At 47.7% G+C, this 13,579-nt stretch carries 8 protein-coding genes; 2 read left to right on the top strand and 6 right to left on the bottom strand.

What is annotated here, in order from left to right; all coding sequences use genetic code 11:
- Positions 1–27: 27 nt before the first annotated feature.
- The gene (locus tag C6P39_RS04575; RefSeq protein ID WP_104802973.1) at positions 28–1,359 is read right to left on the bottom strand and encodes an ABC transporter substrate-binding protein; all 1,332 of its coding nucleotides are present in this window, start codon (positions 1,357–1,359) and stop codon (positions 28–30) included.
- Positions 1,360–1,373: 14 nt separating this feature from the next.
- Positions 1,374–2,387: a Gfo/Idh/MocA family protein gene (locus tag C6P39_RS04580; protein WP_104802974.1), complete on the bottom strand. Its 1,014-nt coding sequence runs from the start codon at positions 2,385–2,387 to the stop codon at positions 1,374–1,376.
- Between the two features lie 524 nt (positions 2,388–2,911).
- Between C6P39_RS04580 and C6P39_RS04585 the strand changes: the two genes are divergently transcribed.
- The gene (locus tag C6P39_RS04585; protein WP_104802975.1) at positions 2,912–5,530 is read left to right on the top strand and encodes a transglycosylase domain-containing protein; all 2,619 of its coding nucleotides are present in this window, start codon (positions 2,912–2,914) and stop codon (positions 5,528–5,530) included.
- A 64-nt stretch (positions 5,531–5,594) separates the two neighbouring features.
- On the opposite strand, the gene C6P39_RS04590 is transcribed toward C6P39_RS04585, so the two are convergent.
- From C6P39_RS04590 to ftsH, 4 genes are all read right to left on the bottom strand, one after another.
- Positions 5,595–6,536 (bottom strand): ROK family glucokinase, encoded by a 942-nt coding sequence (locus C6P39_RS04590; protein ID WP_095176153.1) that lies wholly within the window; start codon positions 6,534–6,536, stop codon positions 5,595–5,597.
- Positions 6,536–7,480 carry an HPr(Ser) kinase/phosphatase gene (hprK, locus tag C6P39_RS04595; RefSeq protein WP_065540690.1) on the bottom strand — a complete coding sequence of 315 codons (945 nt, stop codon included), beginning with the start codon at positions 7,478–7,480 and terminating at the stop codon, positions 6,536–6,538. The genes C6P39_RS04590 and hprK overlap by 1 nt, the downstream gene beginning before the upstream one ends.
- 118 nt (positions 7,481–7,598) lie before the next feature.
- Positions 7,599–9,476, bottom strand: coding sequence for an excinuclease ABC subunit UvrC (gene uvrC, locus C6P39_RS04600; protein WP_104802976.1), 1,878 nt, complete (start codon positions 9,474–9,476; stop codon positions 7,599–7,601).
- A gap of 143 nt (positions 9,477–9,619) precedes the next feature.
- On the bottom strand, positions 9,620–11,629 hold the full coding sequence (gene ftsH, locus C6P39_RS04605) for an ATP-dependent zinc metalloprotease FtsH (protein ID WP_104802977.1): 2,010 nt from the start codon (positions 11,627–11,629) through the stop codon (positions 9,620–9,622).
- Between the two features lie 403 nt (positions 11,630–12,032).
- Here ftsH and C6P39_RS04610 point away from each other — a divergent pair, with 403 nt between their 5' ends.
- A complete protein-coding gene (locus tag C6P39_RS04610) occupies positions 12,033–13,508 on the top strand; it encodes a DUF1846 domain-containing protein (protein ID WP_095176151.1) in 1,476 nt (491 codons plus the stop codon).
- Positions 13,509–13,579 lie beyond the last annotated feature (71 nt).

A 13,579-nucleotide genomic window follows, 5' to 3' on the forward strand; every position in this document is an offset into this window, starting at 1 on the left:
CTTCCAAACAGGCTCCCAGCTCTTTTGCTAATTCTGCAGTGCTTTGTTTACACTTGCCTCCGCGTCCGCAAGTGCTGTTTTTGCGTCTTTACTGCCGGATAACACTGCCTGCGCTTCATTGTAAAGAATGTCTGTGATCTGATTCATATAAGGGCTGCCCGGAAGCGGGACGCCGTAATTGATAGCTTCTATAAATACTTTCAGCTTTTCATCCGCATATTTTTCATTGTCTACCGCTGACTTACAGGAAGAAAATGTGCTGCTAAAATCCACGGATACTTCCGGTGAAGCCAGGTAACTCATCAGCGCAAAGGCTGCATCCGGATTTTTACAGGTGTCCGACATGCCAAGATTCCATCCTCCCAGCTGTGCGGCACTTGTCTTACCTTCAAATCCGGGACACAGCGCAAATCCCATATTCATATCAGGATTTGCCTCCATAATGGGGTCAATGTCATAACTTCCGGATACGAACATGGCCAGTTTCCCCTCTGCAAACAGGTTTCTGTTGGTGGTATTGTCATTTTCCAGCACACTTTTCGGCACTACATTGTCTTTCAGATAAAGGTTTGACCAAAAAGTAAACGCATCCACCCCATCCTGTGTATTGAATGCGGCGGCTGTCATGTCCTCATTCAGCAGGGATACCCCCTTTGAAAACATCATGCTATAAAACTGGGCTGTAGTATTTCCCGCATTGCTGCCGCACAGACCAAATCCATAGACATCCCCGCTGGTCAGTTTAACCGCGTCCTCCCGCAGTTCCTCCCAGGTAGCAGGTGGTGATTCCGGGTCCAGGCCTGCTGCTTCAAACAAATCCTTATTATAGAACAAACACATAGTTTCGCTTCTGTACGGCAGTGCATAATAACTGCCGTCTTTGTATAAAGTCTCTACCGCACCTTCATAATAATCTGATACATCAATCTGATTTTTCTCTATGTATTCGTCCAGTTTCTGAAGCTTTCCCATAGATGCGTAAGGAATTGTCCAGGCAATGGCCATATCCAGCACGTCAGGGCCCGCGCCTGCCTGAAGCGCGGAGAGATACTTGTCTTCCATACCATCCCAGGGAAGATATTCAAATTTGACTTTGACATCCGGATATTTTTCATAAAACCCCTCCAGCAGCGTATCCATCAGGCCATCATTCCAGGTACCTGTCCACATGGTGATCTCTCCGCTTATGGTATCCTCTGCGCCGCTGCTCTCCCCTGTGTCCTGGCTTTTTTCTGTTACTTCCTTATTTTCTTTGCTACCTGTTTCCGTTTCCTTCTGCTCTCCTCCTGTGCTTCCGCAGCCTGCCAAAGCCGTCATAACCATACACCCGGCCAATAATACAGCAATTCTTCTCTTCATCTGGTAATACCCTCCTATTTCCGCTCATTTGCGTCTCTGCTTTTCCTCCTGCAGCAAATCTTTTTCCCTTGTTCTGCCGATTCCTGTTCCCTCTCCAGTATCCATATGGTATCAGCAGCGCTTTCGGCAGATACCAGGGAAATCACATTTCTTCCTTCTGTTTTTGCCTCAAATTCCTTCAGTTCCCTGATAACCCCCACAATATCTGAAGGGATCCCCATACTTCCCTGTAGATCAACTTCCCTTGCCCCCTCATTTGCAGGGTATTCTTTTACCACTCCTTCCTTGTATTCCAAAACTCCATGCTCAAACACCGCCCTGTATCCCGCCGCAAATTCCAGCGATGAGTCACTCCAGCCTGCCTCCGCCTGCATCACTGCTTCAGCCCCTGCATACAGGTACCTGGTGGAGATATAGCTTAAATGAATCCCCGGTACTTCCCGGCCCACGCTATCCACATAATCAGGGAGACCAAACATACTGTTGATAAAATCCGTATCGTGTATGTGCATTTCAAAACAGGCCATCCTGCACTTTTCCGGATCCATATACCAACTGCCCGCTTCATGCGTACCGTATTGGCGCTGCATCAGTAAATGGCATAATCTGCCGTATTTCTCATTGCTGATAGACTCCTTCAGATACTGGTATTCCGGCCAGAACCGCAGGACTTGCCCAACCTGGATCACACGCCCTCTTCTATCTGCTTCCTTCAGAATCTGTTCTGCTTCAGTCGATGTATGGGCCAACGGCTTTTCACAGAAAATATGCAGATTCCTCGCCAGGCATTTCATAACTGTCTCAAAATGGAGAAATGACGGTAGGCAGATATCTACAGCATCCGGTTCACAGATATCCAGCATGGCATCCATATCAGTAAAAGCCCTACACCCCATTTCTTTTCCTGCATTGGATGCTGCATTGCTGTCAATATCACAGACAGCAATTACTTCCAGCATCGGAATCCTCTGATATGCTTTGAAATGAGATGCAGCCATTCCCCCCGCTCCAATCACAGCAACCCGCATAACAACCTCCTTCTATATTTACGAAAACGTTTACATTTATAATGTATCCTCTATCTTGCTTTTTGTCAATATGTTTTTGTACAATTTGACTTTTTATACAATAATTTTATTTACATTTTGAGCATAAGTTACATATTCTTACATACATTAATTGAAAACATTTTCGTAATATATTTGTAGTTATTTTATTTTTTCTTTTCTTATTATGTAATTAGCCATATATAGAAAATACGCCCCTTATATCTGCAAACGTTTACAGTTTCATAACTGTCTATTCTACTATCAGACAAACCATTTTTCCGCCTTGACAGCCGCCCTGTAAGTTATAACTTTTCTCTTAAATTCCATTAAATTTATAAGTTCTACTTTATTTCGCTATGCCATTTTGCTATAATAGGAACGTATACTGCTTATATTGCCCTCTTATCTTTACCGGAAAACAGGCAAAACCAGGCGCGGACAAGCTGGTCTTCTGTATAGATGGTATGGGTATGGTATATAATCAGGAAAAGGAGGCAAACTACATGAATTTTGGAAAACGTGCGACTGATAAGAAGCGCAATTCGCTTTCCTCCCGCTCTACTATGATGGGGAAGAAGGCACACGTTTCTTTTATACGCATCATTTTCATTTCCCTGATTGCCATAATGGTAATCGGCGGCTGCGTAGGTTTTGGTGCCTTCAAGGGTCTGCTGGATAATGCGCCGGATATTGATGACGTAAATATAATGCCAATTGGCTCAGCAACCTTTGTCTATGATTCTGACGGCAATCAGCTTCAGAAACTGACAGCACCTAACTCAAACCGTATGCCGGTCACTATTGATAAAATTCCTCTTGATCTGCAGCATGCAGTAGTCGCCATTGAGGATGAACGTTTTTATGAACACAACGGTATTGATTTGCGCGGTATTGTCCGTGCAGGGGTAAAAGGCATCACCAGTGGTTTTAAATTTTCAGAAGGCGCCAGTACCATTACCCAGCAGCTTCTGAAAAATAATGTATTCAAAGACTGGACCAATGAGTCTGTAGTAGAACGTTTCAAACGTAAATTCCAGGAACAGTACCTGGCTATCCAGCTGGAAAAACAGCTGAAGGACAAGGATCAGATTCTGGAAAGTTATCTGAATACCATCAACCTGGGCAATGGCAATTATGGTGTTCAGGCAGCCGCGCACGGCTATTTCAATAAGGACGTCAGCGAGCTGACACTATCGGAATCAACCGTTATCGCCGGTATCAGCCAGAACCCCACGCGTTTTAACCCGGCTGTGAACCCGGAAGAGAATGCGAAAAGACGCCAGGATGTCCTGGAGCATATGCTGGACCAGGGTTATATCACAAAGGAACAATATGACGAATGTCTGGCAGACAATGTTTATGACCGTATCCAGGCAGTGGAAGCGGAATCCTCCGAGGAGGACGATACTTATTCCTACTTCATTGACGAGCTGACAAGACAGGTGATTGATGATCTGATGACCCAGAAGGGTTATTCCGAACAGCAGGCCTACAATGCGCTTTACAGCGGTGGTCTGCGCATCTACACCACACAGGATCCTCAAGTCCAGCAGATATGCGATGAGGAGTACGGCAATCCGGAAAACTTCCCTGCCGGTACCCAGGTGGGACTTGATTATGCGCTGACCATCGCGCATCCGGACGGGACAGAAGAAAACTTCAGCAAGGAAATGATGACCACTTATTTCAAAGAAAATGAAGATCCCAATTTCTCTCTTCTCTTTGACAGTCAGGAGCAGGCGCAATCCTATATTGATGCTTTCAAAGCAGCAAAGACGGAGGACGGAAGTACCGTTATCGCGGAACAGGCATATTTTACACCGCAGCCCCAGTCCTCTTTGTGTATCATGGATCAGCACACAGGATATGTAAAAGCAATTGTGGGAGGACGAGGCGAGAAAGCCACCAGTCTATCCCTGAACAGAGCGACCAGAACCGTAAGGCAGCCCGGTTCTACTTTCAAAATTGTATCCACCTATGCACCGGCGCTGAATGAGTGTGACAAGACACTGGCAACCGTTTATGATGATGAACCTTACGAATACGCTAACGGAAAACCTGTAAAGAACTGGCTGACCGGCAGCTATGGCGGTCCTACCACCATCCGGGATGCTATCGTAAATTCTGTCAATGTAGTTGCCGTAAAATGTATTACCGATGTAACACCTCAGCTTGCATACGATTATCTGCTGAAATTCGGTTTTACCTCTATTGTTGATACTCTGACTGTGGACGGAAAGGTCTACTCCGATATCGGACAGCCTACCGCACTTGGCGGTATCACAAGAGGTGTGAGCAACCTGGAACTGACTGCCGCATATGCGGCGATTGCCAACAACGGAACATATATCAAACCAATGTTCTATACCAAGATCCTGGATGAGGATGGCAATGTATTCCTTGATAACACACCCGAAAAGACAAAGGTCATCAAACCCAGCACAGCTTATCTGCTCACCAGTGCTATGGAAGATGTTGTGGACCACGGTACAGGTACCAGACTTCAGCTTGACAACATGCATGTAGCTGGTAAGACAGGTACCACAGAGGGCTACAATGACCTTTGGTTTGCAGGATATACCCCTTATTACACCTGTACGGTGTGGTCAGGATATGATGATAATACAAAACTGCCATCCGGTGATTACCGAACCTATCATCAGGACTTATGGCGTAAAATTATGCAGAGGCTCCACGAAGGCAAGACAGATACTGATTTCAAGATGCCGGCAACTGTGTCAAAAACCACAGTCTGCAGCGAGACGGGCCTGCTTCCAAACTATAACTGCCCAACCATCACAGAGTATTTTGAAACGGATGAGATACCAAAGAAACGGTGTAATGTCCACTCCAACAAAGTATACACGCCTCCGGCTGAGGAAAACAACGAGCCGACTGACACACCTACGGATACACCTACAGACAATCCGGCTAATACGCCGCCGGATAATAACGGCAATACACCAACGGATAATCCCGGTGATACCCCCACGGATACACCCGGAGGCGATACACCAACGGACAATCCTGATACACCCGATACTCCGGACACGCCGGATACGCCCGATACACCGGATACGCCCGACCCGGCTCCCCCTGAAGGCGGCGGAGAGACTGAATAGTTTATAAAAAAGGAGCATTTCCAATCGGTTCAGATTGGAAATGCTCCTTTTAAGTTGTGCCGGATCATTTACTCAAGATCAATTTTGCCGCTCCATAGATCCCGGCATCATTGCCCAGAGTTGCCAGCTTTATTTTTGTATCCTTGCAGGCTGTAAATGCATACTGTCTGAAGTATTTTTCCACACAGTCAATCAGCACTTGTCCCGCTTTGGAGACACCGCCGCCGATCACGATAACATCAGGGTCTGCAACGCAGGAGAAGATTGCCAGGGCATTGCCCAGGTAACGCGCAAATTGATCCACCACTTTGGCTGCCAGTGCGTCCCCATCCTTGTAGGCGTCAAACACGTCCTTTGCTGTCACATTCCGAATTCCCCGCAGTACTGAATCCTCTTCACAGGATGTCATGGCACGCCTTGCCAGTCTGGCGATCCCTGTGGCTGAGGCGTACTGTTCCAGACACCCCTTGTTGCCGCAGTTGCAGGCTTCCTCCTCGTCCATCTCCACAGAGGCATGTCCGATCTCGCCGCCGGCTCCGTGGGCACCTGTCACCATTTTTTCATTGACAATAATACCACCGCCTACACCGGTTCCCAGCGTGACCAGGATCAGGTTTTTAGACCCCTGGCCGCCGCCCTTCCACATCTCACCGAGGGCTGCCACATTGGCATCATTTCCGGCTTTTACCACAAGACCGGTCAACTCTGCCAGCTCTTTTTCGATGTTCTTTCTTCCCCAGTGAAGGTTGACTGCACAGGCGATCTCCCCGTATTCATCCACCGGTCCGGGAATTCCGATCCCTACACCTGCCACCTCTTCTTTTGCAATCTTTCTTTCTTCCATCTTGGCAAGGATCGTTTTCGCAATATCAGGAAGGATCTCTTTTCCCTCATTCTCCACGCGGGTTTTGATCTCCCACTTTTCCTCCACTGTGCCGTCTGTCTGAAACAGTGCACATTTTACGCTTGTTCCTCCCAGGTCTATTCCAAAACACCATGCAGTCATCAGTCTTCGTCCTCCTCGCTTCTCTTCTTTGCCATATTCTCCTGTACACGGCGGTACAGTTCCTGTGCCGCATTGTAGCCCATCTTTTTCTGCCTGTGGTTAACCGCAGCGGATTCCACAATAACAGCAAGATTTCTGCCCGGGCGGATAGGGAGGGAATGGCATACGATCCGGTTGCCCAAGAACTCCGTATATTCTTCCTCCATGCCCAGACGGTCATATTCCCTGTCTTTGTTCCACTCTTCCAGTTTGATGACTAGATCAATTGACTGGGTGTTTTTCACACTCTCCACACCGAACAGGGTCTTCACGTCAATAATGCCGATACCCCGCAGTTCGATAAAATGACGGGTGATATCCGGTGCTGAACCAACCAGCGTCACATCACTGACACGGCGGATCTCTACCACGTCATCACTGACGAGGCGGTGTCCTCGTTTGATCAGTTCCAGAGCCGCCTCACTTTTTCCAATACCGCTCTCACCCATGATCAGTACACCTTCACCGTACACGTCCACCAAAACACCATGGATGGAGATACACGGCGCAAGCTGAACGTTCAGCCAGCGAATGATCTCTGCCATAAAGGTGGAGGTTGTCTGCTCTGTCACCAGAATAGGCACCTCGTATTTCATAGCCAGCTCCAGCATATCTTCGTCCGGCTCTGTCATGGTGCTGAAGATCACACAGGGGATCTGGCTGGAGACAAAACGCTCAAAAGCCTCTATTTTCTTCTCACGCCCCAGATGAAGCAGGTATGTGTATTCTACATATCCGATTATCTGTACACGCTCATTCTCAAAATGCTCCAAATATCCTGTCAGCTGCAGTGCTGGACGGTTAATATCAGGTGTGGTGATTCTTTTCTTGGAAATATCAATATCCGGTGTCTTATTATACAGTTTTAATTCCTGTATCAGCTTTTTCAGTTCTACACCTTTCATATGGCACGCTCTCCTTTTCAACATTTCTTGTAACTGTTCCGTAACTTACCCGTACCGCTACAATTCTTCTTATCTAGTTTATCATAAGGCATTTGGAAGTTCAACAAGCCTGCCCAAACTATTCCTTTTTTTCTTGCTCCTTGTGGAAGAATCCATACACTGCTTCCGCTGCGCGCTCATTCATGGAGGGGACTGCCTTCAATTCCTCCACGGAAGCCTCCTTGATCTTATCCGGCCCCGGAAACTGCTTCATAAGGGCTTTTCGTCTGGCAGGACCGATACCGGGAATATCATCCAGGATAGAATGTACCTGGCCCTTACTTCTCAAAGAACGATGGAATTCAATGGCAAAGCGGTGGGCCTCATCCTGGATCCTTGTGATCAGCTTGAACCCCTCGCTGTTCCTGTCGATGGGAATCTCTTTATTATTGTAATACAGCCCTCTGGTCCTGTGCTTATCATCCTTTACCATACCGCAGACCGGTATCTGCAGATTCAGCTTGCCCAGTACCTCCAGCGCAATGTTGACCTGTCCCCTGCCGCCGTCCATCATGATTAGATCCGGAAAACGTGTGAAACTTCCGAACTCCTCATCCAGATTTTCTTTTCTTCTGGCTTCCTGCTCATCCAGTCCATGCACAAAGCGGCGTGTAAGGACCTCCTCCATACTGGCGTAATCGTTTGGTCCCTGAACAGACTTGATGCGGAATTTGCGGTAGTCACTGCGTTTTGGCCTGCCTTTTTCGTAGACGATCATGGAACCAACTGACTGGAATCCGCTGATATTGGATATATCATAGGCCTCTATCCGCTCCATTTTTGGCAGTCCCAGCATACCGGCAATTTCTTTGGATGCGCCGATCGTACGGCCCTCCTCACGTTTTATGCGCTCTTTATCCTGGTTAAGTACAAGTTCCGCATTCCTCTGGGCCAGTTCCACAAGCTTTTCCTTAGTGCCCTTCTTTGGTATCCGTATGTGTACTTTTCTTCCCTTTCTCTTTTCCAGCCACTGGGATATGACCTCCCGGTCTTCAATCTCCTCCTGGATCATGATCTCTTTTGGGATAAACGGAGTCCCCGCGTAAAACTGTTTCAGAAAACTGGACACGATCTGGGCACGCGGGTCCTCCTTGGCAACCTTCAGATAGAAATGGTCTCTTCCTATAAGTTTGCCGCCCCGGATAAAGAATACCTGTGCCACAGCATCCTCCCCATCTTGGGCAACTGCCACAACATCCTTGTCCTCCCCGTGCTGGTCCGTGATCTTCTGCCTTTCACCGATCCGTTTCACGCTCTGGATCAAGTCTCTGTACTGGGCTGCATCCTCGAAATTCATTTCCTGAGATGCAGCAAGCATTTTTTCTTCCAGCTCTTTTAAGATTTCTTTGTGATTGCCGTTTAAAAAATCCAGCAGTTCATCCACTTTTTTCTTATATTCTTCCTTGGAAATATACCCCTGGCAGGGTGCATCGCACTGGTGGATCTGATGGTAAAGACAGGGACGCTCTTTCCCTATATCCCTGGGAAGATTTCTGCTGCACGTCCTCAGCCGGTAAAGCTTTGTAGTCAGCTCCACCACGTCTTTTACAGCCATAGCACTGGAATAAGGGCCGTAATAACGTGATTTATCCTTCTTAACCCTGCGGACGATCTGTATTCTCGGGTAATCCTCCCCAACCGTAACCTTGATAAAGGGATATGTCTTGTCATCCTTTAAAAGAATGTTGTATTTTGGTGTATGCTCTTTTATTAAATTGCACTCCAGGACCAGAGCTTCCAATTCGGAATCCGTGACGATGTATTCAAATCTGGCGATCTGTTCCACCATCTGCTCCTTACGGATACCCAGGTTCCGGCTGCCCTGAAAATACTGGCGCACCCGGTTCTTCAAGCTGATCGCCTTGCCCACATATATAATGGTGTCGTCCGCATCATGCATGATATAGACCCCAGGTCTGGCGGGCAGCTTTTTCAGTTCTTCCTCTATGTTAAACATCTATTCCTCCTTACTGCTATTACCTTTTCTGATGGACTTTCTTGATAAATAAAGAAAAAGAAGTTACCGCCATGCGATAACTTCCTTTATTCATGATAATGGAAAACTCGCAGCGCGTGTTTTCTATTATTCTATCATATCATTCAGCTAAAAGGAACAGGTGTACGATTATTTTTTTCTTCCTCCTCTGTGGGGACATTGTCCCCGGATGAAGCTATCGTATCGTCCGGAGCCTCAATGACAGGCACTGACGGCGCTCCGTCTTTTTCCGCGATCCTTTTTTTCTCTTCAGGCTCTGCGATTCCCTTGATCTCCCTGAAGATCTTCATAAATTCTTTGCCGGTGATCGTCTCCCTCTGAATGAGGAAATCCGCTATTTTGTCAAGGGCTTCCCGGTTGGCAGCCAGAAGACGTTTTGCTTCGTCATAAGAAACCTTCAGAAGCTTCATCACTTCATGATCAATCTCTGTTGCCGTGGCATCACCGCAGTTTAATACCGCACGGCCATCCAGATACTGGCTCTGGGTATCCGCAAGCCCCATAAGGCCAAAACGGTCAGACATACCATACTGGGTGATCATGGCCCGTGCCACTTTTGTTGCCTGCTCAATATCATTTGCAGCACCGGTGGTCACTGTGTCAAACACAATCTCCTCAGCAGCACGGCCGCCCAGGTATCCCACCAGCATGGCTTCCAGTTCTTTTCTGGTATTCAGGAATTTTTCTTCCTCCGGCACATGCATCACGTATCCCAGAGCACCCATGGTACGGGGCACAATGGTGATCTTCTGAACAGGCTCAGAGTCTTTCTGAAGGGCACTTACAAGGGCATGGCCCACTTCATGGTATGAGACGATCTTACGCTCCTCAGCGCTTAAGATCCTATCCTTCTTCTCTTTACCAACCAGCACAACCTCCACAGCCTCCAGCAGATCTTTCTGGGCTACTGCCTTTCTGCCGTTCTTGACAGCTAGGATGGCCGCCTCATTGATCATATTTGCCAGGTCAGAACCTACAGCTCCTGACGTTGCAAGGGCAATTGCTTCCAAATCCACCGTTTCGTCCAGAGAGACACTCTTTGCATGTACTTTCAGAATGTTTACCCTGCCTTTTAAATCGGGTCTGTCCACAATAACACGTCTGTCAAAACGTCCGGGACGCAGAAGCGCCGGGTCCAATACCTCCGGTCTGTTGGTGGCTGCCAGGATCAAAAGACCTTTCGATGTGTCAAATCCATCCATCTCAGCCAGAAGCTGGTTCAGGGTCTGTTCACGCTCGTCATTGCCGCCGAACCTGGTATCACGGGTTTTGCCGATGGCGTCCACCTCATCAATAAAAATGATACAAGGGGCATTCTTCTTTGCCTCCTCAAACAGATCACGCACACGGGAGGCACCTACACCTACGAACATTTCCACAAAGTCAGAACCGGACAGGGAGAAAAATGGAACATGGGCTTCCCCGGCTACCGCTTTTGCAAGCAGTGTCTTACCGGTTCCCGGAGGGCCTACTAACAGGGCACCTTTTGGGAGCTTTGCACCGATGGCTGTATATTTGCCGGGGTTGTGGAGAAAATCAACAACCTCCTGCAGGGATTCTTTTGCCTCATCCTGACCGGCCACATCCCTAAAGGTGACACCGGTCTCCTTCTGCACATAGGCCTTCGCCTTGCTCTTGCCTACACCGCCCATCATGCCGCCGCCTTTGTTCATCCGGCGGAACATAAAGCTGAACAGGGCCACCATCAAAACAACGGGTATGAGAATACTCAGCAAACTGTAGATCAGCTCTCCCGCTATATTGGGCTGCTCCTTATCAAAGTCTTTGATACCTGCTTTCTCAAGCCTTTTGGTAAGTTCGCTCAAATCCTCCATCAGTGTGGTGGTCTTGGTCTGCGCTGCAACTCCCGCGCCATGCTTCAGGGTGATGGTGAGTGTATCGGACTTGAGGACTACACTCTCTACTTCCCCCTTGTCCAGCATAGTGATAAATTCACTGTATTTTATTTTGCTGGAATCTCCTCTGCCTATCTTTGTCATCATATTCATGCAGAGCAGCATGACTATTATACAAATCAGGAGCACCAAAAGGGACTGCTTATTTTGAGGACTTTTTTTGTTTGGGTCCTGGTTTCTATTTTGGTTTTGATCCATCTCTTTCCTCCTATTATTATCTCTTCTATTATACGGATTGGGACTTGATAAATCAATAAGAAGATTATGAAAAAGACGACACATTTATAAAACTTTTGTTAATTTACCTGTTATTCTGTGTAATCTGAACAAAATAATATATTTTTCCCTAAGCCACTGGAATTTCCTCTATCTTTTGTAGTATACTATGGAAGGCGACATCACATGTCACTATTCATAGCCCTGCAAAAAACGCAGTTCTGTGAACAGTAACACGCTTCGCGATGCACACAAAATGCAATAAATTGCATTTCGGCGCTGGCCAACTCGGGATTTTGCTTTGCAAAACACCTGGCGGGACAGTGACTATGAATAGTAACTATCACATACCCCAATATTTTGTAGAATAGAGGCATAGAAAAAAATGAAAATCGGATTTGATAATGACAAGTATTTATCCATGCAGTCAGAACACATCCGCCAGCGGATCAACCAGTTTGACAACAAACTGTATCTGGAATTCGGCGGCAAGCTCTTCGACGACTACCACGCATCCAGGGTTCTGCCCGGCTTTGCCCCTGACAGTAAGCTGCGCATGCTGATGCAGCTCAGTGACCACGCAGAGATCGTTATCGTTATCAGCGCCGGCGATATTGAGAAAAATAAAGTCCGCGGGGATTTAGGCATTACTTACGATATTGATGTACTCCGCCTGATCGACTCTTTCAGAGGCAGAGGCTTTTATGTGGGAAGCGTTGTCATCACCCAGTACTCCGGACAGAACAGTGCCAATAAATACAAGGACAAACTGGAAAAACTGGGAATTAAAGTGTATCTTCACTATCCCATTGAGGGATATCCAAGCAATATTCCCCTCATCGTCAGCGATGAAGGCTATGGCAAAAACCAATACATTGAAACCACCAGACCCCTTGTGGTCGTCACAGCACCGGGGCCCGGAAGCGGCAAAATGGCTACCTGCCTGTCCCAGCTCTACCATGAGCACAAAAGAGGAGTTCACGCAGGCTATGCCAAGTTTGAGACCTTCCCCATCTGGAACATTCCGCTGAAACATCCGGTGAATCTGGCTTACGAGGCGGCAACTGCTGACTTAAATGACGTGAACATGATCGACCCCTTCCATCTGGATGCCTATGGTGTCACAACCGTCAATTATAACCGGGATGTGGAGATCTTTCCTGTCCTCAGCGCCATATTCGAGCGCATCTTCGGTCAGTGCCCTTACCAGTCACCAACGGATATGGGCGTCAACATGGCCGGAAACTGTATCTTTGACGATGAAGCGTGCAAGGAGGCATCCAAACAGGAGATCCTCCGCCGTTACTATCAGGCCATTGACGGACTGGCAGAGGGCACCCGCACCCAGGAAGAGGTATTCAAATTAGAGCTTCTGATGAAACAGGCCCACATCTCCACAGATGACCGGAAAGTCACCTCAGCAGCACTTATCAGGGCAGAAGTCACAGGTGCCCCTGCCGCTGCACTGGAACTGGAGGACGGACGAATGATCACAGGAAAAACCTCTGATCTGCTGGGCGCTTCCGCGGCGCTTCTGCTCAACACCTTGAAGGAACTGGCAGAGATTCCTCATGAGACCCATGTCATTTCCCCGGCTTCTATTGAGCCTATCCAGAAGCTGAAAACAGCTTATCTGGGCAGCAAGAATCCGCGGCTGCACACAGACGAAGTGCTTATCGCTCTGTCAAGCTCTGCTGCAACCAGCGATGTGGCAAAGAAAGCACTGGAACAGCTCCCCAAACTGAAAGGCTGCCAGGTGCACTCCTCTGTGATGCTCTCCTCTGTGGACAGGACCATTTTCCAGAAGCTGGCTGTCCAGCTTACCTGTGAACCGGTTTACGAGCATAAAAAATTGTATTAATAATAGAAAGACAGCGCCTCACCATTCTATATGGCAGGCACTGTCTTTGTTTTTGTGCATAATAAGAGACG

Source organism: Blautia marasmi (genome assembly GCF_900258535.1).
Taxonomy (GTDB): domain Bacteria; phylum Bacillota; class Clostridia; order Lachnospirales; family Lachnospiraceae; genus Blautia; species Blautia hominis.

Coding starts and splice junctions, on each gene's coding strand:
- ftsH (WP_104802977.1), bottom strand. CDS start 11,629: ATGGATCAAAACCAAAATAGAAACCAGGACCCAAACAAAAAAAGTCCT.
- C6P39_RS04580 (WP_104802974.1), bottom strand. CDS start 2,387: ATGCGGGTTGCTGTGATTGGAGCGGGGGGAATGGCTGCATCTCATTTC.
- C6P39_RS04585 (WP_104802975.1), top strand. CDS start 2,912: ATGAATTTTGGAAAACGTGCGACTGATAAGAAGCGCAATTCGCTTTCC.
- C6P39_RS04610 (WP_095176151.1), top strand. CDS start 12,033: ATGAAAATCGGATTTGATAATGACAAGTATTTATCCATGCAGTCAGAA.
- C6P39_RS04590 (WP_095176153.1), bottom strand. CDS start 6,536: ATGACTGCATGGTGTTTTGGAATAGACCTGGGAGGAACAAGCGTAAAA.
- uvrC (WP_104802976.1), bottom strand. CDS start 9,476: ATGTTTAACATAGAGGAAGAACTGAAAAAGCTGCCCGCCAGACCTGGG.
- hprK (WP_065540690.1), bottom strand. CDS start 7,480: ATGAAAGGTGTAGAACTGAAAAAGCTGATACAGGAATTAAAACTGTAT.
- C6P39_RS04575 (WP_104802973.1), bottom strand. CDS start 1,359: ATGAAGAGAAGAATTGCTGTATTATTGGCCGGGTGTATGGTTATGACG.